The 526-nt window shown below is 66.5% G+C and carries 1 pseudogene; it reads left to right on the top strand.

The features are described 5' to 3' along the window. Positions 1–333 precede the first annotated feature (333 nt). Positions 334–526: pseudogene (locus ABD323_RS45235) on the top strand (HoxN/HupN/NixA family nickel/cobalt transporter); the annotation flags it as partial.

Raw genomic sequence — 526 nt, 5'->3', positions numbered from 1 at the left:
CCCAGACCTCCAGGCCGGAGAGGGTGAGCAGGCCGCGTGGGTGACCGAAGAAGGAGTGGTCGAGCCGGGCGGAGTCCTGGCTGTCGATGTCGGTGCTGTTCAGCAAGGAGGCTGCCTCCGGTCGGTCCTGATGATCACCGAATCAGACAATAGAGGACTTTTACTCCTATTTCCTGACGGAATGTGAGCTGTGGCGCCGTCAGGGCGGCCCGAGTGCTCCCGCGCGCCGGGGTGGCGCAGTTGCGCATGGCTTGCAACTGCGACCTGGTCCGGGGAAAGATGGCCCAGCTCAGCGCACTGGCCATCTCGTACGACTGCATGGAGGACTGCCGCATGCCTGCGACCGGCCGACTGCGCGACCGGCTCACCCGACCGGAGTGGGTGCGACTCGCCGGGATGGGAGGTTTCATCCTGGCCCTGCACGTGATCGGGTGGTTCACCCTGATCGCGGTGGTCGCCCCCGAGCAGTACGACGTCGGCGGCCAGGTCTTCGGGGTCGGGATGGGTCTGACCGCCTACACGCTCG

Source organism: Kitasatospora nipponensis, assembly GCF_039528135.1.
GTDB lineage: Bacteria > Actinomycetota > Actinomycetes > Streptomycetales > Streptomycetaceae > Kitasatospora > Kitasatospora nipponensis.
The sequence above is the reverse complement of the archived record's forward strand: the minus strand, read 5'-3'. Positions and strand labels throughout refer to the sequence as shown.